The following is a 21,636-nucleotide window of genomic DNA, read 5'->3' as shown; positions in this document are numbered from 1 at the left end:
GGCCACGATGATCGCGGTGACACACGTAGGGCCCGACAGGTACAGCATCGGCGGCACGCAGTCCGTCATCCGGGTCATCCACGACAACAACATCGGCGCCGACCGGATTCGCGTGCTGTCGACGTGGAACGGCCCCAACCAGGTCAAGAACCTGTGGCTCACCGCGCGGGCGGGGACCACACTGGCCCGGTCAGCGGCCGGGTCCATCGTGCACTTCCACGTCTCCAACGGCGGCGCCTGGCTGCGCGAAGGACCGTTGATCAGATTGGCCAGTGCCAAGGGGTTTCGGGTGATCGTCACCCTGCACGGCTCCGACTTTCCCGAGTTCGCCCGGAGCCGCCCCCGCTTCGTGGCCGCCATGTTGCGGCATGCGGACAAGGTGATCCTGCTGTCGGAGCAGGCGCGCGCCGCGCTGCTGGAGGTGGCGCCCACGGTGCGCACCGCCGTGGTGCCCAACCCGATCGTGGTCGACGAGGAGGCGCCCGGGGCCGGCTCGACGCCGCCCGTGGTGCTGTTCGCCGGCACCGTGGGGCGCCGCAAAGGGGTGGACCGGCTGGTCGCTGCCTGGCGGCTGCTTCTCGCCGAGGGCATCGAAGGCCGTTGCCGGATAATCGGTCCCATCGACGACTACATCCCGCCGGCCACCGAGCGGCTGACCGTCGAGGGCCCGATACCTCCCGACCGGGTCCGTGCGCTGCTCCGCTCGGTCCGGGTGGTGGCGCTGCCGTCGTTCGCCGAGGGAATGCCGATGATCCTGACCGAGGCGCTGGCCGGCGCGCGGCCGTTCGTGGCGACTCCGGTCGGCGGGACCGCGCAGATCGCCCCCGACCCGGGCATGCTGGTCCCGGTCGACGACGTGCCCGCGCTGGCCGACGCGATCGGCCGGTACCTGCGCGACCCGGAGCTGGCGCAGCGGGACGGGTTACGCGGTCAACAACACATCGCGGCCACCCGCAGCCCGCGCGTCATCGACGCCGAGCTGCGCCGCATCTACCAGGGCTGCGACATTGCGGCGGGTTGAGCTCGCCGGAGGGCAATTGACGGTCAGCGCAATGGGTTTCGGGTGCGGCGCGCTGATGCAGTCGCCGTCGCGCAAGGACCGGATGGCGGTGCTCGGCGCCGCGCTCGACAGCGGCATCACCCATTTCGACACCGCACCCATGTACGGGCTGGGGCGGGCGGAGGCGGAGCTCGGGGCCTTCCTGCGCACCGTCGACCGGGACAGCGTCACCATCGCCACCAAGTTCGGCATCGACGTCGGCGGCGCGGCTCGCCGGCTCGGCCGCTTCCAGGCGCCGGCGCGCGCACTGCTGAAAAAGGCACCCACGCTGCGCCGCATCGTCAAGCGGCAGCAGGAACCCCCGGCGACCGCCCGGGTGTACGACGCCGCCGGCGCGGCGCGCAGCCTGGATCGCAGTCTGACGGCCCTCGGGGTCGATTACGTCGACATTCTCTTCGTCCATGCTCCCCGGCCCCAGGACACGGTCGCCGCCGCGCAACTGTGCGAATTCTTCGAGCGCGCCCGCGGGCAGGGCAAAATCCGCGGCTGGGGGGTTTCCCAGGACGAGGGGCTCGAGGTCGACTTCGCCCGCGCATTCGCCCCGCACGGGATCAGCCAGCTGCGCAGCGACCTGCTCGACCCCGCCCCGCGCGCGGCCGATCTCGCGTTCGCGGTGCTGCGCCGGCCGCACGCCGCCTTGTCCGCGGCCCTGCGGGCCGACCCCGAGCTGGCGGGACGTTGGCGCCGGGCCCTGCAGCTCGACCCGCTGGCACCCGGTGCGCTCGCCCGGCTGATCCTCGCCGCGTCGGCCACCGCAACCGGTTGCCGCGCAATCATTTACAGCACCACCCGGCCGCCGCGGGTGGCCGAGGCGGCGGCCGCCGTCGCTGCCCCGGACGCCGAGACCGTCGCGCGGTTCCTCGCCCTGGTCACCGAATTCCGCGAGGGGCGGGCCGGATGATCCGCGGCGCGCGGGACTTCACCCCCGGCATGACCATCACCACCGACGTGGCGGTCGTCGGGGCCGGCCCGATCGGCATCGTGACCGCGTTGGAACTCGCCGCCTCGGGTGTGCAGGTGGTGCTGATCGAAAGCGGTGCGCAGCGCCCGGACCGCGCGGCGCAGCAACTGGCCGAATTCGATTCGCGGCACGACGACTATTTCCATTCGCGCAGCGGGCTGACGGTGCGCCGGCAGGTGGGAGGAACCTCGGCGCTGTGGGGTGGGCGCTGCGTCAAGTTCGACCGCATCGACTTCGAGCACCGGCTTATCACCGAACAGGCGCCGTGGCCGATCGGATACGACGACGTCGAGCCGTACCTGCAGCGGGCCTGCGACTGGGCGGCCTGCGGCCGGGCGGTGTTCAACGCCCGCGACATCCCCGAACTCGCGCACCGGGACCTGGTCGCCGGGCTGCCCGACGGCGCCGTCCGCAGCACCGACCTGGAGCGCTGGGCGCTGCCCACCCGGTTCGGCCGGCATTATCGAAAAGCGTTGCGGCGCACCGCCGAACTGACGCTGTGGACCGGACTCACCTGCACCGAGATCGTGACCGAGCCGGCCGGCGGCCGCGTCGATCACCTGGTGGTCAAGACGTTGCCCGGCGCCCAGGGCAAGGTGGTCGCCACCGACTACGTCATCGCGACCGGCGGTTTGGAGGCCACCCGGCTGCTGCTGGCCTCCGACCGTTATCACCCCGGCGGGCTGGGCAACACGGGCGGACACCTGGGCCGCTGGTACATGGCCCACGTCGAAGGACGGGTCGCGCGGGTGCAATTCAGCACCGACCGGGTGATCCACGGATATGAACGCGACGGCGACGGCGTGTATGTGCGGCGCCGCTTCACCTTCGACCCGGGCCTGCTGCGCGAAGCCGGAATGTCCAATGCCGCAATATGGTTGGTGAATCCCCCGATCAGCGACCCGAGTCATGGCAGCGGCATCCTGTCCGGGGTGTATCTGACGCTGATCTCCCCGCTCGGCCGGTTCTTGCTGGCGGCAGCGATCCGCGAGGCGCACACCAAGACGGACGGCCCGCCGCGGATACTGGCGCATCTGCGCAACATTGCGGCGGATCTGCCCGGCTCGATCGGGTTCGCGGTCGCGTTCTGCTACGCCCGGTTCGTCCGGCGGGGCAGGAAGGCGCCGGGCTTCTTCGTGCGCAGCGCCGACAACCGGTACCTGCTGCAGTACCACGGCGAGCATCTTCCGCACTGGGAGAGCCGGGTCGAACTGTCCGACGAACGAGATAGCTTGGGCATGAAGCGGATTCGCACCCGCATGCATTTCTCCGACGCCGACTACGCCAGCGTGCGCACGGCGATCGGTGTAATCGACGAACACCTGCGCCGCCACGGGGCGGGACGGGTGGAGTGGTTGACCGACGACGTCGAGGCCTCGGTGCGCGGCTACATGCGGCGGCGGGCCGGTTTCCACCAGGCCGGAACCACCCGGATGTCGGCGTCGCCGAAAGACGGTGTGGTGGATCCCCAGCTGCAGGTGCACGGGGTGCGTGGGCTCTACGTCGCCGCCACCTCGGTGCTGCCGACGTCCAGCCAGGCCAACCCCACGCTGCTCGGGATCGCGTTCGGCGTCCGGCTGGCCGAGCATCTTGCGGCCTCGCGCGCCTACCCGGGCTAAGGGGCGGTCAATTCGTCGATCGGGCCGACACCGGCCAGAACTCGTCGATCAGCGACTTCGTCTGCCGGATGTTCGCCCCGCTGGACGCGCCGAACACGATCGACTGGATCTGCGGCTGGCGGCAGACGTACTCGATGGCCGCACGCGGCTCGATCGCGCCGGACGCCAGCACGGACATCGCGATCAGCCGGCAGCGGCGCTCGCGGATCGTCTTCTCGTACAGCTCGATTCCGCCGCACATCCGGAAGCCGATCTTGTTGAAATTGGCGCACACGATCGGGTTTTCGATCCCTTGCCCGTCCAGGGCGTCGAGCAGCCGCGGCAGGTTCATCGTGATGAAGCCCGGCTCGGCGCCGTACTTGAGCCGGACGTGGTCGGAGAAGAAGCGGAACGCGTCGTGCATGCCGAGCCCGAGCAGCAAGTCGGTGACCACGTTCTGGATGAAGATGACCGGCGTGGACAACCCGGCGAACATCTTCATCTCGGCGTCCACCAACAGCTGCATGATCGGCTCGATGTCCTTGCCGGCGAGGGCGACACCGCCCTTGAACATCGACCGGACCGCCCCGTCGTCGGGCAGGAACCGGCGCAGCGCATCGAGCATGCCGAACTCGGTCACGGCGTTGGCGTACTTGTGCGCATACGGCATGCACGGGTAGAAGACGTAATCGGGGTAGCGGGAACGGTTGGCGCGGAAGTGATCGCAGATCTCGCCGACCCGGTCGTGGGTGGTGCAGACGAAGGTGCGGATGCCTTCCCGGTAGGCGGCGTCGAGCGTGTCCAGCACCGGCCCGAGGTGCTGGAACCGGATCGCCTGGGCGCGCGCCTTCTCCTCGGACATGTGGTTGACCCCGAAGAACTGGTTGTCTCCGAACAGCACCCGGTCCATGCTCACGACGCCCTCATGGCCGCGAGTTTTTTGATGCGCGCGGCGATCTCGCGCCGAAACGCGCCGCGCGGCGACCCGTTGACCGCGGGGAGGGCCGGCGACACGGGGCGCCCGGCCAGGGCGGCGCCGGTGATCATCGCAACGACACGGTCGACGTCGAGCGCGGAGCGGAACGTGTTCTCGCCGTCGCGGCGGTTGTTCTTGACGCTCTGCGCGAAATAGTCGAGCTGCGCCGAATACTCTTCGCCCCGAAGGTAATACCAGACCTCGTCGGTGAGCTCGGTGGTGTAGCGGATCGTCCAGCCCGGCCCCAACTCGGGGAGCCCGGGGTGCGTTTCGCGAAGGTAGATCTGGCACTCCTGGCGATCGGCGACGAGGCGGCCGTTGGTTCCCCACACCGAGATCTTCGTCGACATCTTGCGGAAGCTCTCGTCGCTCCAGTTGACGCACAACTGGCCGCTGGCGCCGTTGTCGTAGCGCAGCGTGCAGTAGACCTCGTCGTCGACGTCGCGGGAGAAGACGCTGTGCCGCACCACCCCGTCGACCGAATGCGGCACACCGGCGATGAAGTTCATCAAATCGATGGCGTGGCAGGCATAGTCGTAGAGGGCACCGCCGCCTTCCTCCTTCACGCCGCGCCAGGTGCTGCCCTTCGGGCGTAGCACGACGGGCCCGTAAGCCTCGGCGCGCACGTGGTGCACCTGCCCGAGCCCGCCGGACGCGACGATGCGTGCCGCCTCCCGGAAGGCGCCGATGAAGCGGCAGTGGTAGCCGACCTGGGTGACGAGCCGATTGGTCTCCGCCAACGTCACCAGGCGCTCGCCGTCGCGGACATCGAGCACGAACGGTTTCTCGCAGAAGACGTGTAACCCTCGGGCAAGGGCCTTTTCGACCATCGGTGCGTGCAGCCGCGACGGCACGGCCACGACAACCGCCTGGGCCCGCGTGTGCGTCAGCATCCGGTCGAGGTCGTCGTAGCAGTCCAGACCCGTGTACTTGCCGAGGATGTCGCGCAGATAGCCCGCGGAGTCACACACCCCGACCACGTCGAGGTCCGGGTGGGTGCGCAGGATCGCCAGGTGCGAAAGACCCATTTTTCCCAGGCCGACCACGGCCGTTCGAATCATGCTTCGCGCCTTCACTCGCTTCCACTGCCGCATCGGCAACGGGTACGGCCCGCCAACACCGTGGACGTTAGCACCGCGGGCGGATCGTCAACGCGAAATCCGGTCGATCTCTTCGTCGTCGGTAATCCCCGAACGTGGGCGGGCGCGGGAGTTAGTCTTTTCAAGGCGATCTCGGCCCCGCCGGCCGCGCGGTGGCATCGGATCGTCGCGGCGCAGCCGGCGGGCCGGCGCGAGCGCCTCAGGTGAGGGGAGACATGGGCCGGCTGCTGCTGATCGCCTCGTCGGGCGGGCACATCTACGAGATGTTCTGCCTGCGGGAGTTCTGGCAGGACAAGGATCGGTTCTGGGTGAGTTTCGCGACCGCCGACGCCCGTTATCTGCTGCGCGACGAGCCGGAGGTCTACTGGGCGGCGCACCCGACCGTCCGTAGCGTTCCCAACCTGCTGCGCAACCTGGTGCTCGCGTTGCGGCTGTTAACCCGCCACCGGCCGGCCATGATCCTGACCACCGGTTCCGGTGTGGCGGCGCCCTTTATCTGGCTGGCCTGGCTGCTGCGGATCCCCGCCGTGTTCGTCGAGTCCGTCACCCGCATCACCGAGCTGTCGCTGACCGCGCGGATGGTCAAGCCGTTCGCCTCCCACCTTCTGGTGCAGTGGCCCGAGCTGGCTGAGAGGATCCCGGCCGCCGAATACCACGGGAGGATCGTGTGATCTTCGTGATCATGGGCATGGAGGTGCATCCGTTCGACCGGTTGGCGCGCGCGGTCGACGAGCTGGCGCGCACGGACGCGGTGGGCGAGGAGTTCTTCGTGCAGCTCGGGACGTGCCGGTTCGAGCCGCGCCACGCCCGGTTCGAGCGCTTCTTGTCCTTCGGCGACGTCTGCGAGCAGATCCGGCGCGCCTCGGTCGCGGTCACCCACGCCGGCGCCGGATCGACGCTGCTGTGCATCGAGCAGGGCAAGCATCCGGTGATGGTGCCGCGCCGTTCGTCGCGCGGCGAGCACGTCGACGATCATCAGCTGCCGTTCGCCGAGAAGTTGGCCACCGCCGGGCTGGCCACGGTGGTGCGCGAGACCACCGAGCTCCCGGCGGCCATCGTGGCCACCCGGTCCCGGTCGGCTCCCGCCGATGCGCTGGGCCGGGCCCGCGAACTCACCGGCTGGCTGGAGACGTTCTGGCGCGGACTGGCCTGAGCATCCGGTCATCCTCGCCGCGCCAGCACCTCGGCGACCACGTCCAAAATGCGTTCCGCGACAAGGTCGACCGCGCACCGGCGCTGGTAGTGGCGTGCGGCCTCGGCACCGTGCCGCGCGGCGGTGACCGGATCGGCCAGCAGGTCGAAGGCGGCCGCGAGCCCGGCGACGTCGTCGATGCCGATGGGGGCGCAGCCCGGCGGTTGATACTCGGGCAACGCGCCGGCGGTCGACACGATCGGCATGACGCCCAGCTGCATGGACAGCGATTGCACACCGCTTTGCGAGGCGCGCCGGTAATGGGCGATCGATCCCTTGGCGGCGGCCAGGGTGGGGATCACGTCGGCGTAGCGGAAGCTGCCGTTGCGCCAGCGGGTGTGTTTGGGCAGGGTTTTCACGTCGAGCGGCCCGTCGCCGATCAGCACCAGGTTGTCGCCGCGCCAGCCGCCGCCGACCACGTGCCGTTGCCAGGCCCCGAGCACCACGTCGACGTTCTTGTAGGGGTTGAGCCGGCCGAACATGACGAAATCCCGGCGCCCCTCGGGACCGACGAACGGCGGAACCCGGTCCAGGTCGAGGTCGCTGGCCAGCGGCACCACGTGCACCGGGGTGCCGGCGACGTCGCGGCGCGCCGAGATGGCCGCCGCCACATAGTCGCTGTAGGCGATGGTGGCGGCCGATCGTGCGCCCCAGCGGTCGAACACGGCCCGTTCGTAGGCCGGTGTCAGTTCGTCGGGGTCGTGCGGCCGGTCGTCGTGCACCACCTGGATGCGCGGGGCCCACCCGGCCAGCGCGATCCAGCGGGGATCGCGGACCAGCTCGGCGAGCACCACGTCCGGCCGGAACCGCCGGACGCGGCGCCAGGCGCGCAGGGTGGGCAGCCAGGTGGCGGCCGTGCGGAATCGCGGGTCGAGCACCAGCTCGTAGTCGCGCGCGGCGTCGGACTCCGGGTGCTGATCGGAGGTGACCAGTAGGACCTCGGCGCCGTGCCGCTGCAGCGCCTCGGCCTGCACCCGCACCGCCGGCCGCGTCCACGGCGAAAGCCACAGCACCCGAGGGGAATTCACAGCACGGCTCCGATCGCGTCCAGGTAGGCATCGGCCATGGCCTGCACCGTGTAGTGCTTGCGCATGCGCTGCTGGCCGCGGCGTCCCACCGCCGGCAGCGCGTCCGGGTCGGCCATGATCCGGGCCAGACATTCGCGCCACCCGGACACGGTCACCGGCTCGACGAGGAATCCGGCCCGCCCGAAATCCAGCATTTCCGGGACGGCGCAGATCGCCGACGCGGCAACGGGCACGCCGCGCGCCATCGCCTCCACGATCACCAGCGGGAACGCTTCGGAGCGGCTGGGCACACACAGCAGGTCGGCGTCGGCCAGTGCCGGGCCGGGGCCGGCCGACCAGCCATGCCAGCGCACCCGATCGCGCAGCGCCGCCGGCGTGCCCGCCTCCAGCCGCTGCCGGTCCGGACCGTCACCGAAAATCGAGAGCCGCCAAGGCATTTCGGCCAGCCCGTGCAAGGCCTCGATCAGCAGATGCGGGTTCTTGTGCTCGACGATGCGCGACAGCATGACCAGGTGCAGCGGCGCACCGTCGGCGCGCCGCCGCGGGGCCGGGTCGCCGGTGACGACCACCCCGTTGGGCGCGATGAAGTGGCGCCCCCGCAGCCGATGCTGGTCGAGCAGCATGTCCCAATGCCGTTGCGCCAGCACGATGAAACCGTCCGCCCTGCGCATCGCGGCGATCAGTGGCCGCGAGTAGATAAGCCGGTCCGGCTCCGGCGGAACATGCGGGGCGACCATCCAGCGCCGGCCGCGGCCGGCGGCCCGCCACAGCGTGGCGAACCCCACCTCGGTGTTGGTGTCGCCGGAGATCAGCACCGCCGGGCCGTCGGCGAGGTCGATGATCGGCGCCCACCACGGCTGGCGGATCACCCGCACCGTGTCCGGGATTTCGGCGATCAGCGGGCCGAACCGCTGCACGCAGACGATGGTGACCGGGTAGCCGCGCCGGTCCAATTCGGTTGCCAGAAGCGCTTTTTGCCGCTCGGCTCCGCCGTAGACCAGGCGGTTGGTGGTGATCACGACCGACGGCAGCTCGGTGCGCCGGCGGTTCGGCCGCCGCAGTCGCCCCCACGCGGCGGCCCCGGCCAGGTACGCATCCGCGCGGTGCACGCCGCGCCGATGCTCGAGCAGGAGGGCGGCGTTGGCGCGCGCCAGGTCACGATTGCGCCGGTGCGCCGCGTCGGTGAGGCGTTGCGGCCCGGTCGCCGTGTGCTCGACGCCGCGTTCGTCGACCGTCAGGACACGCCAGCCCGCCGCGTGGGCCCGGGCCTGCCAGTCGGCCGCCTCGCCGTAACCGAAGAACTCTTCGTCGAAGGCGCCGAGGGCGTTCCAGGCGGCGCGGTTGATCGCCAGGCACGGCGAGCGTCGCGTCACGAGGTTCCCCGGCGTGCGACGGGGCGCGCTCGCCTCGGGAGCCATCGGCGACACGGCCGCCACCCCGGGCCGGCGCAGCAGCTCCCGGGTCCGGGTCAGCGGCCCCAGCAGCCGGGTGTCGGCGGGCAGCAGCAACAGGTCGGCGTCGGGCGGTGCGTGCTCGGCCAGCACGTTGAAGGCGACGGCAGGGCAGACGTCCAGCGGACCCGAAACCCAGTGCACTCCAGGGTATTTCGTCGCCACCTCGGCGCCGTAGGCGTACACGGGCAGGTCGGGCAGGTGCTCGGCGACGCTGGCCAGGCACGTATTGGTGCGGTCGCGGTCGCCGTCGGTGACGACCAACAGCGCCAGCGGCCGCTCGGCCGGCAGCGCGATGGCACCGCCGGCCGGGCGCTTCAGGTATGCCCGGTCTGCCTTCGACGTCATGCCGCCGGCTGCTTCTCACGCAACGAGGCCCGCAACGAGGCCAGGCTGGACCAGGTGATGGGGCCGAACACCGCGCTGGTGGTCAGGTAGGCCACGGCCGCCGCGGTCAGCACCAGGATCACATGGTGGCCCGAAAGCAGCAGCGCCACAACGACACTCGCGCCGGTGGGAACCAGCAGCCGCAGCACGAACGCGACCGGGGTGCGGTAGCCGCAGTGGCGGCGCAGCCACCAGGTGGAGACGGCCATGTTGAACAACTCCGTGCACACCAGCGCCACGCCCGGACCGACGGCGCCGTACCGCCCCGCCAGGGCGAGGTTGAGCCCGACGTTGAGCGCCAGGGTCGCGACCGTCAACCACAGCAGCACCCGTTGGTGATGCGAGGCCACCAGGCCCTGGCCCAGCGTGCCGCCGACGAACCGCAGGGCCGCCGCGACGAACAGCAACGCCAGCGTGGGCGTGCCGCGCTCGATGAACGCGCTCTTGCCGAACAATCCGATCAGCGGCCCGGCGAGCAGCGCGCCGACCACGGCGACCGGGACCGCCACGAAGGACATCAATTCCACGCTGCGGCGCAGGAAGCCGGCGAATGCGGCGACGTCCCGCGCGAACAGCTCGGTGGCCGTCGACAACGTCGACTTGTGGAAGATCAGCGAGACCACGATCGTGTTGAACGCGATTGTCAGGGCCAGGCCGTAGACGCCCACCTCGGAGTGGGTGCTCAGCAGGGACAGGATCACGCCGTCGGCACGGCAGTACAGCAGCCCGACGATCAGAAAACCGATCAGCGGCAAGCTTTCCCGCAATAAATCGGCGGCCTCTCGCGGGGCGAACAGCGGCCGCACCGAGATGTGCCGCATCGCGGCCGCGCCCTGGATCAGCAGCTGCACGGCGGGCGGGATCAGCTGGGCGACGGCGAACCAGATCACGTTGGCGTGCGCCGCGACCAGGCAGGCGACCATGGCCAGGGTGCCCACCCGGGCGGTGACGTCGGAGATTGCCACCGCCGAGAACCGGACGGTGGCAAGGAAAACCGGCTCGAATCGCGTCGTCATGGTCTGCAGCAGCAGTCCACCCGACAGCACGACCAGCATCACCCGCACCTCGGTGTCGTGATAGATCAGCAACCCCGACCCTGCCGCCAGCGCCGCGAGCGGAACGCAGTACAGCAGGGCCAGGCCGCTGTTGATGCGCACCAGGCGCTCCAAATCGCCGCGGCCGGAGGTCACCCGTCGCACGATCACGGTGGCGATGCCCAGATCGGCGAAGCTGGTCCACATGGCGACGAACGCCACCGCGATGGTGAGCTGGCCGTAGCGTCCGGGACCCAGATAGCGTGCGGTCATCGCCACCGAAACCACCGAGGCCAGCATCCCCAGTGCGCGGCAGATCAACTGGACCGAGAACGCGTGGGCCATCCGGGCCAGCGGCACCGAGGGCACGACCGCGGCGGCTGCCGTCGGCTCACTCATGGGTGGCGAGTTTAATAGGCGCCGTGGCTCGTCAAGACGGCTTTGACGGTCTTGGCGATGATCATGAGATCGCCCGCCATGGACCAGTTGTCGACGTAGGACAGGTCCAGCCGCACCGATTCTTCCCAGGACAGGTCGGAGCGGCCGCTCACCTGCCACAGTCCGCTCACGCCCGGCTTCACCAGCAGCCGCCGCTTCACGTCGCCGTCGTAGCTTTCGACCTCCCGCCGCAGCGGGGGCCGCGGCCCGACCACGCTCATGTCCCCTTTGATCACGTTGATGAACTGGGGCAGCTCGTCGATGCTGAACCTGCGCAGGATCCTGCCGACCGGGGTGACCCGCGGGTCCTGGCGCATCTTGAACAGCACCCCGGCGCCCTCGTTCACCGACAGCAGCTGCTCGAGCTGGGTGTCGGCGCCGTCGGTCATGGTCCGAAACTTCAGCATGGTGAACGGCTTTCCGTCGAGGCCGATCCGCTCGGACGGGTAGAAGACGGGGCCCTTGCTGGTCAGCTTGATGGCGAGGGCGGCCGCGAGCATCACCGGCGCCGCCGCGATCAGCGCGGCCAGCGAGAACACCATGTCGAAGGCCTGCTTCTGGAAGCGTTGCGTCCCTTCGTATTGCGGCTTTTCGACGTGCAGCAGGGGCAGCCCGGCGGTGAGGCGCAGGGTCAATCGCGCTTCGGCGACGTCCATCACCCCGGGCGACACCACCAGGTCGACGTCCATGGTCTCCAGCTGCCACATCAGCTCCCGGATTCCGTGGACACCGAAATGCTCGGTGCGGGTGACCGCGACGGTGTCCGCGCCGGTGCTGCAGATCGCGGCCACCGCGTCGGTTTCGTCACCGAGAATCGGGACCTCGTGCCCGGCGACGGTCAGGATCTCGCCGCGGGGCGGGCCGTATCCGGGGATGCAGACGCCGACCACGGTGCAGCCGTTGCGCGGGTCGCGGACCAGTTCGTGCGCCAGGTGGGTGACGGCCTGGCGGTCGCCGATGGCGAAAACCGTTGACTGGCAATGCCCGTGGGCACGCTGACGGGAGATGTGCTGGCGCCACAGGCTGCGGCTGGCCAGCAGGCCCAGGGTGCCGACGGGTAGGGCGATCGCCAGGTAGCCGCGGGCCAGATCCACTTTGGCCAACAGGGTGACCATCGCGATGATGCCGAACGTCCAGAACGACGCACTGCCGATCCGGCGGTATTCGTCGATTCCCGAACCGATGATTCGCGTCGAGCGGGTCTGGAACACCGCCAGGGCCGACAGCCAGAGCAGCGCGAACAGCACGGAGAACAGTGTCATGACCGGGTCGGAGTAGCCGGAGGTGTTCGCGACCTCCCCGAATCGGACGTACTGCGCGAGCAGCACCGAGACGAATACGATCACCGAGTCGGTGACCCGCAGGCCCTGCGAATAGTGGTCCTGCCACCGCCGTACGGCGGTGCCGGCGGCCGGGCACCGGTTCCGTCGCGCGCCACGGCGGTGAGGGCCGCCGGCCGGTGCTTCGGCGACCACCGAGCGGGCATGGCGTCCACCGTGTTACGGATCATCACCGACTGAGGCATGGTGCCACCTGTTCCATTGGTGCCAATCTGGTCTGGGCTGAGGGCCAGCTCGCGTCCTGCTCGGAGATGACCGTGACCGGTATCGGCCAGGTGACTCCGAATTCCGGGTCGTCCCAGCGCAATCCCTGCTCTTCGGCCGCCGCGTGCCGCCCACTGGTGTGGTAGGTGACCTCGGTGTCGTCGACCAGCGTCTGGAAGCCGTGGGCGACGTAGGGCGGCAGGAACAACGTCCGGTGGTCGTCGGCGGTGAGCTCGATCATCACGTGGTCGCCGTAGGTCAGCGAGTCGGGGCGGACGTCCACCGCGGCGGCGACGATGGCGCCACGGGTGCAGCGCAGCAGCGTGGCCTCGGCGTGCGGCGGCACCGTGCGGTGCAGCCCCCGCACCGTGCCGCGGGTGTAGTTGAAGACGATATTCGTCTGCGCCACATCGAGATTGAGCCCATGAGCGGCGAAGTCGCGGGCGCAGAACGACCGCCAGGTAAAGCCGCGATGGTCGCGACGGAGTTCGAGGTCGATGATCGTCACCCCGGCGACCTTGGTGGGTGTGTACTTCACGTACCGCTCCTTCTTCCCGGCGGGGCTCAGGCGTATCCGGCGGACGGTGGGCGGGTCATCACGGTCGGGATGACGCCGTAGCGCGGGCCGAGCGTCTTGCCCGATGCGGCGGCCAGCCGCGGCAGCGAGCCCATGACGCTGGGCGGCACGTTCGCGCCGGCGAGGTTGATCGTCGGCAGCGCGGAGACGGCGCTGTGGGCGGCCGGGATCACGCTCGTCCAGCTCGCCGGCACCGCCAACGGTCCCAAGGCGGCCGCTTTACCGAGGGTGCCGAGCACGCCGGAGCCCAGCGATCCGAGTGCCCCGGCCCCGGAGCTGGCCGCACTCGCGACCCCGGACGCCGCGGCCGCCACACCGTCGCCGGCGGCCTTGGCCAGGCCCTGGGCGGTCTGGGCGATGCCGAGGATGGACGACATTCCGTACAGGGGCGTGGCCGCGGCCGAGAAGGCGCTGGGAATGGCGCCGGGTATGCCCGAAGCCAGGCCCGTCATGATCGACGACGTGGTCGAGTTGGCCGCCCCGGCCGCGGCGCCCCCGGCGGCCCCGCTGCCGGTGTCCGTGACCGTGTCCAGCCCGGCGGTCATCGGTGAGGAAAGCCCCTGCAGGGTGGCGGGGATCTTGGACACCGTGTGGTTGAGTTCGGCCTGGGTGGTGACCTGCCCGACCACCGCGGCCTGGCGGGCGACGCCGGCCTCGTCGGTGGTGTCGGGCGGCGGGGTGAACGGCGTGACCGAGCAGGCGGCCGCCGAGCCGGCGGCGTATTCGTACATCGCGGCGGCGTCCTGCGCCCACATCTCGGCGTATTCGGCTTCGGTGGCGGCGATCGCCGCGGCGTTCTGGCCGAAGAAGTTGGTCGCGATCAACGTCGCGAGCTGGACCCGGTTGGCGGCGACCGCCGGCGGCGGGACCGTCATCGCGAAGGCGGCCTCGAAGACCTCGACGGCGAGCCGGGCCTGACCGGCCGTCTCGGCGGCCCGACCGGCGGCGCCGGCCATCCAGGCCATGTACGGCGCGAACGCGGAGGCCATCGCCAGCGACGACGGCCCCAGCCAGCGTCCGGTGGTCAGCCCGGCGATCACCGAGCGGTAGCAACTGGCCGCGGCGTGCAGCTCGGCGGCCAACGCGTCCCAGGCCACGGCGGCGGCCGTCAGGGACAGCGGGCCGGGCCCGGCATACATTCTCGCGGAGTTGACCTCCGGGGGAAGCGCTCCGAAGTCGATCACGTCAGCTCCCGGCCCTGCGCAGGACCGCGGCGGCGGCGCCGGCACCGCCCCACACCGTCGATGCAGCGGAAAAGTCCTGGTCAGCCGAGGTCTGTGGCCCCTGCGGGACCGGTGATCAGCGGTTCGCCGTGACGAACGACATGTGTTTCCCCTTACGCGGAAAAGACGACCGAGACGTTGTTTAGCCCGTCTGCAAACTGACCATCACACAATAGCGTACAAAACATACTAATAGTTTGACAACACGGTGTGACCTAGACCGCAGGTATTTAAGAGCGCGTCAACCAGGACAGCCGTATGACTGCTAACCTCTGTGGTGGGCTAAATGTCTCGAGCGACGCGAATCCGTGTTCGCTCCGATCCCCTAAAAGAACCGAGGTACTTGTGCCCTGCTCGAGCAACGGCGTCGTCAACGCGACGGCCGGCGCCACGGCCCGCGGCGCCGGGCCCGGCAGGAACGCGTGCCTCATCACCGCCCCCACAGGGGAGCCGAGCTTTCGAACACGATGACCACCCATTCGACCGACGGACGAGCGGATGCGACCCGGCAACAGATCCTGCGGGCCGCATCGCACCAGTTCGCCCGGCGGCCCTACCACGACGTCGGCCTCGACGACATCCTCGCCGAGGCCGAGCTGACCAAGGGCGCGATGTACTTCCACTTCAAGTCGAAGCACGCGCTAGCGGTCGCGATCATCGAGAGCCAGACCGCCAGCGGCGCCGTCGCCGTGCAGGACCTGCTGACCCGCGGGCTCTCCGGCCTGGAGACGCTGATCGACTTCTCCTATCTGATCGCCGTCAAGGACATCAAGACGGACCTGGTCCGGTCCGGGCTCAACCTGATGGAGTCGGTCGGGCTGTCCGACGGGTTGCAGGAGAAGCTGTTCGACCGGTGGATCAAGGCCCTGGCCCGGGTGGCCGAGCAGGCCAAGGGCGAGGGCGACATCAACGAGCACTGCGATCCGCAGGACATCGGCCGGTTGATGGTGTCGCTGCACATGGGGCTGCGCAAGACCAGCAACCTGGACGACCCGGAACGGTTCCTGCGTGATCTGGAGAAGTGCTGGTCGCTGCTGCTCACCGGGATCCTGCAGCCGGACCGCACCGAGTACTTTCAACAGTTCCTGCGCAGGCGTGCTGCCCTCGCGATCAACACCAGTGCAACCGATGATGACGAGTCCTAGCAGCCGGGCCGACGCGCGGTCTGCACATCCGACGAGCCTGCGGGGGTGCGGGGGCGATGGCCCGCCAAGTTCGGTCTGAGGCCACCCGGCAGAAGATCCTGGACTCGGCGATCGAAGTCTTCGGCGAGGTCGGTTACGCCGCGGCCGGGTGGAGCACCATCATCGAGCGGACCGGCATGACCAAGGGCGCCCTGTATCACCACTTCGATTCCAAAGAATCGTTGGCGTCCAACATCATCGAGGAGGGCTCCGACCGGCTGCTCAGTGCGTTCCGCAACGTGTGCGGGTCATCGTCGCCGGGGCTGGAAAACCTGGTGCACGGCACCTTCACCATCGTCGAGGTTTTGCGGTCGGACAAAATGGTGCGCGCCGCAGCGCAATTGGCCACCGCGCTAAGCGGATTCAACGGTGCGGCATCGCGCTTCTACGCGAATTTGGTGCTGGAAACGGCGCAGGAGGCGCGGCGGGCGATCAAGGAAGGCGACCTGCGCGACGACATCGACCCCGACGTGCTGAGCGCGTCGCTGATGGGCACCATATTCGGGGCCCGGTTGATAGCGAGCACCATTTCCGGTCACGGCCGAATCGGTGACATCATCGGCGACCCCACCGCGCGGTTGCACCAGATCTGGAGCCTGCTGCTGCCCGGCATCGTCTCGCAGGCATCGCTGCCGTATTTCGAGCAATTCCTGCGCCGCGAGGGAATGCGCCACGCCACAGCCAACCCCGGCGCGGAACCGGAAGGCGAATAGCCTTCGGCGAGAGCCGTTGCCCGGGTGCCGCTTCGGTCGTCACGATCGCATTTCCGTTATTGGGGTTGAAGCGCTTTCAACAATGCATACTGTTCCGGTGAAGTTGCGGAAATCCCTCGGCCGGGTAATCGCACTGGCCGGTGTCGTCGGATTCTTGGTGAACAGTGTCCCGGAATCCTGGGCCGCGCCCGCCGATCCGAGCGCCCCCTCGGACTCGACGGCGAGCACGACCACCACCACCACGACGCTGTCGATGCCCGACCTCGGGTCGTCGTCCACCCTGGAATTCTGGGGGCTGACCAGCACCCAGCAGTTGTCGCTGCCGGTGCTGCACGGGCTGACCCCGACCGCGCTGAACGCGACGGTGGAACTGCCGATCAACCTGCGGTCCGGGTTGCTCACCGTCACCCAGGGGGAGCGCACCATCGCCAGGCTGAACCTGCCCACCACCGACCAGGCGCCGCTGGTCGTCCCGCTGAACGGGGCCGAGGTGACCGGCAATTGGCTGAACGTGACGTTGCGGGCCTACCTGGTGCCGTTGGACGGCTACTGCCTGTACCCGGAGAGCCCGCTGCGGCTGGTCAACGGGACCGTCAACTACACCGGCACCGAGCTGCCGCCCACCACGGTGTCCCACTTCCTGCCGCCGGTGCTGCGCAAGCTGACCATCTATCTGCCGCAATCGCCGTCGACGGCGGAGTCCGACACGGCGATTCAGCTGGCCACCGCCGCCGCCGCGCACTACGGCAAGCAGGCTCCCGACATCGTGGTGGTCCCATTGCAGGAAGGGCAGGCGGCTCCGCCGGCGCCGCCGCAATCGCTGGAACGCCAGGTCGTCATCAAAGAGGGCCCGGACAACGGGCTTTCGTTGCAGGGCTCCGCCGGGGTGCCGTGGTTGCTGGTCTCGGGGCCGCTGAACCGCACCGACGAATCGGACACCGCCCTGCTGTTCAGCGACCTGTCGGATATGGCCCTGGCGTCCAAGGTCGCGGTGGAATCACCCAAGCCCAAGCCCCAATTGCCTTCGGACAGCGCCACTTTGCGCGAACTGGGCCAGTCGGTCGTCAACGCGACGTCGCTGCAGCCCCGGGTCTCGATCGGGCTGGACCAGACCCGCTTCGGCAGATCCGTGCATTCGGTGCGGGTGCATCTGCAGGGTTCGTACACGCCGACGCCGAGCAACATCGCCGGCCAGATCGCCGTCACGGTCGGCCGGGAGACCATCGACCACTGGCCGACCGACGGCCACGGCACCATCGACCGCTGGGTCGACGTGCCCGATCGGCTGCTGCAGCGCTACACCAGCCTGGACCTGGTTCTCGACGTCGCGAGCAACGTCGGGCATTGCGGAGACTTCTACACCGCCGGCCCCGGCAACCAACTGCTGACGCTGAACATCAACGGCGACAGCGTCATCCAGAGCAGCCCGGCCGCGCCGCCGGTGCCGGACGGGTTCCAGTCGATGCCCCAATCGCTGTTGCCCCGCCTGCAGGTCGGCATCGCCGAGCACTCGTTCGTCGACACGGTGCGCGCGCTCGATCTCCTGGTGGGCCTGCAGCGGATCAGCGCGATACCGATCGACACCACCGTCACCACCGTCAAACAAGCGATCGACTCGTCGAATCCGGCGCTGCTGATCTCGGCCGACGGGTGGAACCAGTCCGACGTGACGCTGCCGGTGGCCGCCGGGCCCAGCGGCCCGATCACCGTCAACGCCGTCAACTCCGGCGACAAGCCCACCAAGCTCACCTTGGACCCGGTGCTGCGATTCGCTTCTCTGCAAATGGTTTTCCACCACGGCAGGTCGCTGCTGATCGCGACGTCCAACGGCGCGGCCGGGCAGCTCGACGAGCTGATCCGGTGGCTCAAGAGCGACACCGACAAGCACTGGCAGCGGCTCAACGGCGTCGCGGTGGTGTCGGTGCCCGGGCAGGATCCGGTCACCGTCGACCATCCGCCGCTGGCCGCCGGTGCGTCCGCCGCGGGCGCCGGGCATCACTCCGACCTGGACTGGCTGTGGTGGTTCGGCGCGGGCTGGCTGGCGGTGGCCGTCGTCGGCGCCGGGGTGATCCTGTGGCGGGTGCGACGCGAATCATGGCTGCGCCGCTAGGGTTTCGGCCCCGAGGGCACGCTTGAGAGCCATCGCGACGCGCGCGACCGTCAAGAACGCGGCGGCCGCATTGCTGTGCGCCGCCGGGGTCGACGCGCTGGGCCGGCGGCGACACCGCGACGCACTCGCCATCCTGATGTTCCACGGGGTGGAAGACCGACCGCCGTTGCCGCCCTGCTGGCACGTGTCGGGCGCCGCGCTGTTTCGCCGCCAATTGCGGTACGTGCGCGCGCATTTCAACGTGCTCGCCCTCGAGGATGCCCTGGACCGGCTGGCCGGCGGGACGCTGCCGCCGCGGGCCCTGGCGATCACCTTCGACGACGGCACCCGCAACCTGGCGACCCACGCGATGCCGGTGCTGCGCGAGCTGGAGCTGCCCGCGGCGGTGTTCTTGGCGACCGGCCCGATCGGCACCGACCGAACGCTGTGGCCCGACCGGCTCTGGCTGGCCATCGCCCGCAGCCCGGCACGCGAAATCGACTTGACACCATGGGGATTGGGAACCCGCCCGCTGAAAAGCAACATCGAGCGCGGCGCGGCCTATACGGTGGTGGTCGAGAAACTGAAAAACCTGCCCGACCCGCGGCGCATCGCGGCGCTGGACGAGATCCTCTGCGCGCTCGGCCATCACGACGACGGCGACGGCGGGCCGTTCCGGATGCTCAGCTGGGAGCAAGCCCGCCAATTGGCCGCCGACCCGCTGGTGACGCTGTATCCGCACACGGTGACCCACCCGATCCTGGCCCGTTGCGATGACGCCAAACTGCACCGGGAGATCACCGAGTCGTGCGCCGTCATCGAGCGTGAGACAGGCTCGCCGCCAACGGTTTTCGCCTACCCCAACGGCCGGTTGCAGGATTTCGACGAGCGGGCCAAGGACGTGTTGCGGGCCCGCGGGGTGCGCTGGGCGCTGTCCACCGCACCGGGATTCGCCGACCGGAGCTGCGACCCGCTGGCGTTACCGCGGTTGGCGGTGGGCGGCGACGCGTCGTTGAACTACTTCAAGCTGCTGGTCTCCGGCGGACTGCGGCGCCGTTAGCGCGCCTCTTCCCAAAGCTGTTCGGTCAGGTCCTGGAACGCGGCCAGGGCGAACTGGTCGTCGGCGCGCATCACCGCCGACTTGCTCATCATCGCGCGAACCACCGACCCGTCCCGGTGCGCCAGTTCGACCACCATGTTCGCCAGCGCATGCACCGTCGCCAACAGCGACTCCGACGCCGGGGCGTGATGGAAGATCTGCTCGAAGCGCAGCGCCAGTGCCTCCTGGGGCTGGTAGCCCAGCATGTCGGCAAATGCGGTGTTGGCGAACAAGATACTGCCGTCACCCGCGATGGCCAGCACGGGAACCGGGATCCGCTCCAGCACGACCAGTGCGGGCAGCTCCCTGAGGGTGGTCATCGGCGATTGGCTGTGTTGCCGGTTCTGGCGTCGTTCCACGAGCCGATTATGGTCTATGGCACAGGTTGGGTTGGAGGCTTTCGTCCAACGCCGCTCAATCGACTTTCTCCGACTCCGCCTGGTAGCGGGGAAACACACCGGTCGGAGGCGGCAGCACCGTACCCGGAGCCAGCCGCGCGCCCAGCGCGTCGAACGCCCGCCGATCTTGGCCCTGCCCCAGCAGATCCAGCAGCTTGCCGGCCGATTCGGGCATGACGGGCTGCACCAGCAGCGCGGCGATGCGGACCACCTCGCAGGTGACGTACAAGACGGTGCGGAACCGGGTCTGATCCGCCTCGGACTCGCTCTTGCGCAACACCCACGGCTGTTGCGCCGAGAAGTACTTGTTGGCCTCACCGAGCATCAGCCAGATCGCTTCCAGGCCCAGGTGCATCGCCTGCGAGTCGGAACTGGCGCGCACCCGCGGCAACAAACCGTCGGCCGTCTGCAGCAGTTCACGGTCGTCGCCGGTGAAGTCACCGGGTTCGGGCACCACCGAGTGCAGGTTCTTGGCGATCATCGACAACGAGCGCTGCGCCAGGTTGCCCAGCTCGTTGGCCAGATCGGTGTTGATCCGGGTGATGATCGCGTCCTCGGTGTAGCTGCCGTCCTGGCCGAACGGCACCTCGCGCAGCAGGAAGTAGCGCAGTTGGTCGACGCCGAAGGTGTCCACCAGCGTGATCGGGTCGACGATGTTGCCCACCGACTTGCTCATCTTCTCGCCGCGGTTGAGCAGAAACCCGTGCGCGAAAACCCTTCGGGGCAGCTCGATTCCGGCCGACATGAGAAACGCCGGCCAGTACACGGTGTGGAACCGGATGATGTCCTTGCCGATCATGTGCAGGTCGGCCGGCCAGTAGCGGCGGAACATCTCCGATTCGGTGTCCGGGTATCCCACCCCGGTCAGGTAGTTGGTGAGCGCGTCGACCCAGACGTACATGACGTGGTCGGGATGATCGGGCACCTTGACGCCCCAGTCGAACGAGGTGCGCGAGATGGACAGGTCGCGCAGGCCGCCGGAGACGAAGCTGACCACCTCGTTGCGCCGCACCTCGGGGGCGATGAAATCCGGGTTCGCCTCGTAGTGGGCCAGCAGCTTGTCGGTGTAGGCCGACAGCCGGAAGAAATACGTTTGCTCCTCGGTCCAGGTCAGCGGGGCGCCGGTTTCGGCGGCCACCCGCGTCCCGTCGTCGAGCACCTTGGTCTCCGATTCGACGAAGAACCGCTCGTCGCGCACCGAATACCAACCGGAATAGCTGTCCAGGTAGATGTCGCCGGCCGCCTGCATCCGCCGCCAGATCGCCTTGGACGCTTCGTGATGATCGGGGTCGGTGGTGCGGATGAAGCGGTCGAAGGAGATGTTCAACCGCTCCTGCAGCCGCTGGAACACATCGGAATTGCGCCGGGCCAGCTCGGCCGTGTCGATGCCCTCGGCCGCCGCGGTCTCGACCATCTTGAGGCCGTGCTCGTCGGTGCCGGTCAGGAATCGCACGTCGAAGCCGTCGAGCCGCTTGAACCGGGCGATGGCATCGGTGGCGATGTACTCGTAGGCATGCCCGACGTGCGGGTCGCCGTTGGGGTACGTGATCGCGGTGGTGACGTAGAAGGGCCTCATCGAGAGTC

Annotated in this window: 18 protein-coding genes and 1 pseudogene; 9 read left to right on the top strand and 10 right to left on the bottom strand. The window is 69.2% G+C overall.

Translation table 11 applies throughout. From position 1 onward, the window contains the following. The first annotated feature begins 7 nt into the window (after window positions 1–7). Genes MAA44156_RS15630 through MAA44156_RS15620 form a run of 3 tightly spaced genes read left to right on the top strand, consistent with a single transcriptional unit; the run spans window position 8 to window position 3,640 of the window. Window positions 8–1,021 carry a glycosyltransferase family 4 protein gene (locus MAA44156_RS15630; RefSeq protein ID WP_009975320.1) on the top strand — a complete coding sequence of 338 codons (1,014 nt, stop codon included), beginning with the start codon at window positions 8–10 and terminating at the stop codon, window positions 1,019–1,021. Window positions 1,022–1,052: 31 nt separating this feature from the next. Continuing rightward, window positions 1,053–1,961, top strand: a complete 909-nt coding sequence (locus MAA44156_RS15625) for an aldo/keto reductase (protein WP_009975319.1) — start codon at window positions 1,053–1,055, stop codon at window positions 1,959–1,961. Continuing rightward, on the top strand, window positions 1,958–3,640 hold the full coding sequence (locus MAA44156_RS15620; protein WP_009975318.1) for an FAD-dependent oxidoreductase: 1,683 nt from the start codon (window positions 1,958–1,960) through the stop codon (window positions 3,638–3,640). The genes MAA44156_RS15625 and MAA44156_RS15620 overlap by 4 nt, the downstream gene beginning before the upstream one ends. A gap of 7 nt (window positions 3,641–3,647) precedes the next feature. Here the strand turns inward: MAA44156_RS15620 and MAA44156_RS15615 are convergent, their stop codons facing one another. Together MAA44156_RS15615 and MAA44156_RS15610 are read right to left on the bottom strand one after the other, a co-directional pair. Next, window positions 3,648–4,535: an aldo-keto reductase family protein gene (locus MAA44156_RS15615; protein WP_010949041.1), complete on the bottom strand. Its 888-nt coding sequence runs from the start codon at window positions 4,533–4,535 to the stop codon at window positions 3,648–3,650. Then, window positions 4,532–5,656 (bottom strand): Gfo/Idh/MocA family protein, encoded by a 1,125-nt coding sequence (locus tag MAA44156_RS15610; RefSeq protein WP_029248398.1) that lies wholly within the window; start codon window positions 5,654–5,656, stop codon window positions 4,532–4,534. Before MAA44156_RS15610 ends, MAA44156_RS15615 begins: the two co-directional genes overlap by 4 nt. A 254-nt stretch (window positions 5,657–5,910) precedes the next feature. Here MAA44156_RS15610 and MAA44156_RS15605 point away from each other — a divergent pair, with 254 nt between their 5' ends. Further along, complete coding sequence (locus tag MAA44156_RS15605; protein WP_003872765.1) at window positions 5,911–6,366, top strand: glycosyltransferase family protein; 456 nt, start codon at window positions 5,911–5,913, stop codon at window positions 6,364–6,366. Continuing rightward, entirely contained in the window at window positions 6,363–6,848 is a 486-nt protein-coding gene (locus MAA44156_RS15600; protein WP_009975316.1) for a glycosyltransferase, read from the top strand. The genes MAA44156_RS15605 and MAA44156_RS15600 overlap by 4 nt, the downstream gene beginning before the upstream one ends. Window positions 6,849–6,856: 8 nt before the next feature. Here the strand turns inward: MAA44156_RS15600 and MAA44156_RS15595 are convergent, their stop codons facing one another. The 6 genes and pseudogenes from MAA44156_RS15595 to MAA44156_RS15570 form a co-directional block, all read right to left on the bottom strand. After that, a complete protein-coding gene (locus MAA44156_RS15595; RefSeq protein ID WP_009975314.1) occupies window positions 6,857–7,900 on the bottom strand; it encodes a glycosyltransferase family 4 protein in 1,044 nt (347 codons plus the stop codon). An 11-nt stretch (window positions 7,901–7,911) separates the two neighbouring features. Then, complete coding sequence (locus MAA44156_RS15590; protein ID WP_009975313.1) at window positions 7,912–9,714, bottom strand: glycosyltransferase; 1,803 nt, start codon at window positions 9,712–9,714, stop codon at window positions 7,912–7,914. Continuing rightward, window positions 9,711–11,186 (bottom strand): oligosaccharide flippase family protein, encoded by a 1,476-nt coding sequence (locus MAA44156_RS15585; RefSeq protein ID WP_003872761.1) that lies wholly within the window; start codon window positions 11,184–11,186, stop codon window positions 9,711–9,713. Before MAA44156_RS15585 ends, MAA44156_RS15590 begins: the two co-directional genes overlap by 4 nt. Window positions 11,187–11,197: 11 nt before the next feature. Beyond that, a pseudogene (locus MAA44156_RS15580) lies at window positions 11,198–12,750 on the bottom strand (sugar transferase). Continuing rightward, a complete protein-coding gene (locus MAA44156_RS15575) occupies window positions 12,735–13,307 on the bottom strand; it encodes a dTDP-4-dehydrorhamnose 3,5-epimerase family protein (protein WP_009975311.1) in 573 nt (190 codons plus the stop codon). The pseudogene MAA44156_RS15580 and the gene MAA44156_RS15575 overlap by 16 nt, the downstream one beginning before the upstream one ends. Before the next feature lie 26 nt (window positions 13,308–13,333). Beyond that, window positions 13,334–14,530 carry a PPE family protein gene (locus MAA44156_RS15570; RefSeq protein ID WP_023869599.1) on the bottom strand — a complete coding sequence of 399 codons (1,197 nt, stop codon included), beginning with the start codon at window positions 14,528–14,530 and terminating at the stop codon, window positions 13,334–13,336. Between the two features lie 506 nt (window positions 14,531–15,036). Here MAA44156_RS15570 and MAA44156_RS15565 point away from each other — a divergent pair. From MAA44156_RS15565 to MAA44156_RS15550, 4 genes are all read left to right on the top strand, one after another. After that, a complete protein-coding gene (locus MAA44156_RS15565) occupies window positions 15,037–15,714 on the top strand; it encodes a TetR family transcriptional regulator (protein WP_009975308.1) in 678 nt (225 codons plus the stop codon). A 56-nt stretch (window positions 15,715–15,770) separates the two neighbouring features. Beyond that, window positions 15,771–16,466 carry a TetR family transcriptional regulator gene (locus MAA44156_RS15560; RefSeq protein WP_009975307.1) on the top strand — a complete coding sequence of 232 codons (696 nt, stop codon included), beginning with the start codon at window positions 15,771–15,773 and terminating at the stop codon, window positions 16,464–16,466. Between the two features lie 97 nt (window positions 16,467–16,563). Next, entirely contained in the window at window positions 16,564–18,576 is a 2,013-nt protein-coding gene (locus MAA44156_RS15555; RefSeq protein WP_009975303.1) for a hypothetical protein, read from the top strand. Between the two features lie 22 nt (window positions 18,577–18,598). Then, complete coding sequence (locus tag MAA44156_RS15550) at window positions 18,599–19,615, top strand: polysaccharide deacetylase family protein (protein ID WP_009975301.1); 1,017 nt, start codon at window positions 18,599–18,601, stop codon at window positions 19,613–19,615. Here the strand turns inward: MAA44156_RS15550 and MAA44156_RS15545 are convergent. Beyond that, window positions 19,612–19,974: a PAS domain-containing protein gene (locus MAA44156_RS15545; RefSeq protein WP_009975300.1), complete on the bottom strand. Its 363-nt coding sequence runs from the start codon at window positions 19,972–19,974 to the stop codon at window positions 19,612–19,614. The genes MAA44156_RS15550 and MAA44156_RS15545 overlap by 4 nt on opposite strands. Window positions 19,975–20,068: 94 nt before the next feature. Continuing rightward, complete coding sequence (gene metG, locus MAA44156_RS15540) at window positions 20,069–21,628, bottom strand: methionine--tRNA ligase (protein ID WP_009975299.1); 1,560 nt, start codon at window positions 21,626–21,628, stop codon at window positions 20,069–20,071. Window positions 21,629–21,636 lie beyond the last annotated feature (8 nt).

The sequence above is a fragment of the Mycobacterium avium subsp. avium genome, assembly GCF_009741445.1.
In the GTDB taxonomy this organism is placed as follows: domain Bacteria; phylum Actinomycetota; class Actinomycetes; order Mycobacteriales; family Mycobacteriaceae; genus Mycobacterium; species Mycobacterium avium.
Note: the sequence above shows the minus strand (reverse complement) of the source record. Positions and strands in the feature narration are given on the sequence as shown.

What these genes read in the sequence shown, in the direction of transcription:
- MAA44156_RS15630 (WP_009975320.1), top strand. Translation starts at nt 8, where the DNA reads ATGATCGCGGTGACACACGTAGGGCCCGACAGGTACAGCATCGGCGGC.
- MAA44156_RS15625 (WP_009975319.1), top strand. Translation starts at nt 1,053, where the DNA reads ATGGGTTTCGGGTGCGGCGCGCTGATGCAGTCGCCGTCGCGCAAGGAC.
- MAA44156_RS15620 (WP_009975318.1), top strand. Translation starts at nt 1,958, where the DNA reads ATGATCCGCGGCGCGCGGGACTTCACCCCCGGCATGACCATCACCACC.
- MAA44156_RS15610 (WP_029248398.1), bottom strand. Translation starts at nt 5,656, where the DNA reads ATGATTCGAACGGCCGTGGTCGGCCTGGGAAAAATGGGTCTTTCGCAC.
- MAA44156_RS15605 (WP_003872765.1), top strand. Translation starts at nt 5,911, where the DNA reads ATGGGCCGGCTGCTGCTGATCGCCTCGTCGGGCGGGCACATCTACGAG.
- MAA44156_RS15590 (WP_009975313.1), bottom strand. Translation starts at nt 9,714, where the DNA reads ATGACGTCGAAGGCAGACCGGGCATACCTGAAGCGCCCGGCCGGCGGT.
- MAA44156_RS15585 (WP_003872761.1), bottom strand. Translation starts at nt 11,186, where the DNA reads ATGAGTGAGCCGACGGCAGCCGCCGCGGTCGTGCCCTCGGTGCCGCTG.
- MAA44156_RS15565 (WP_009975308.1), top strand. Translation starts at nt 15,037, where the DNA reads ATGACCACCCATTCGACCGACGGACGAGCGGATGCGACCCGGCAACAG.
- MAA44156_RS15560 (WP_009975307.1), top strand. Translation starts at nt 15,771, where the DNA reads ATGGCCCGCCAAGTTCGGTCTGAGGCCACCCGGCAGAAGATCCTGGAC.
- MAA44156_RS15545 (WP_009975300.1), bottom strand. Translation starts at nt 19,974, where the DNA reads ATGACCACCCTCAGGGAGCTGCCCGCACTGGTCGTGCTGGAGCGGATC.
- metG (WP_009975299.1), bottom strand. Translation starts at nt 21,628, where the DNA reads ATGAGGCCCTTCTACGTCACCACCGCGATCACGTACCCCAACGGCGAC.